The 951-nt window shown below is 70.8% G+C and carries 1 protein-coding gene and 1 pseudogene; one reads left to right on the top strand and one right to left on the bottom strand.

Going from position 1 to position 951, the window contains the following annotated elements; translation table 11 throughout:
- Nucleotides 1-605, top strand: a 605-nt coding sequence (locus tag MKL09_RS03915; RefSeq protein WP_244018143.1) for a methyl-accepting chemotaxis protein, incomplete at its 5' end; no start/stop codon positions are given.
- A gap of 209 nt (nucleotides 606-814) precedes the next feature.
- Here MKL09_RS03915 and MKL09_RS03910 read toward each other — a convergent pair.
- Nucleotides 815-951, bottom strand: a pseudogene (locus MKL09_RS03910) (porin family protein); the annotation flags it as partial.

Genomic DNA, 951 nt, shown 5'->3' with positions numbered 1-951 from the left:
CCGACACCGCCAAGGCCATGGACGCGATCCGCGAGCAGGCCGAGGCGGTGGCCGGCAACATCGTCAGCCTGTCGGAGAAGACCCAGACGATGGGCGACATCATCGAGACAGTCAACGACATCTCGGAGCGCACGCACCTGCTCGCGCTCAACGCCGCCAGCGAGGCGGCGGCGGCCGGCGAGAGCGGGCGCAGCTTCGCGGTGGTGGCCTCCGAGATGAAGCTGCGCGCCGACCAGGCCAAGGCGGCCACCGGCCAGGTCCGGGGGATTTTGGGCGAGATCCAGCGGGGCATCAACACGTCGGTGATGCTCACCGAGGAGGCGGTGAAGCGGGCGGCGGCCGGCAAGACGCGCTCGGACACGACGCAACGGACGATCGAGGAGATCACGGCGCGGGTGGAGGAGAACGTGCAGACGTTCCAGCAGATCGTGGCCTCGACCAACCAGCAGCAGCTCGGGATCGAGCAGGTGATGGGGGCGCTGCAGAACATCCGCCAGGCCAGCCAGCAGACGGCGGCCGGCACCCGCGAGGTCGAGGCGGCCTCGGCCAACCTCACCGAGCTCGCCCAGGCGCTGATGGCCCTGGCCGAACGCTACCGGCACTGAGAGGGCGACCGGGATCCACCCGGGACGGGCGCCGACCCGCCGCGGCCGGGCATCCGTTCACCGCCATGGGACCGACTGCGAGCGGCTCGGCGGGGATTGCCGGATCGCGCCTCCATCAAACGAGGAGACCCCAGAAGCGCGTGCTTCTGGGGCGGTGCCTGCTGGTCCGTTGCGTCTCTCGGCCCGAAGGCCGGGAGCGCCTTCGGGTCTTAGTACGAGCCGAACTTGTAGTTCAGGCCGGCGCGGACGACGGCGAACTCGTCGTCGCGGCGGCCGATCGCGCTGTAGGCGACCGGGACGAGGTTGGCGGCGTTGACCACCAGGGCGCCCTGGTTGCGGTTGCCGC

This window comes from Methylobacterium sp. J-048 (assembly GCF_022829515.1).
Taxonomy (GTDB): domain Bacteria; phylum Pseudomonadota; class Alphaproteobacteria; order Rhizobiales; family Beijerinckiaceae; genus Methylobacterium.
Note: the sequence above shows the minus strand (reverse complement) of the source record. Positions and strands in the feature narration are given on the sequence as shown.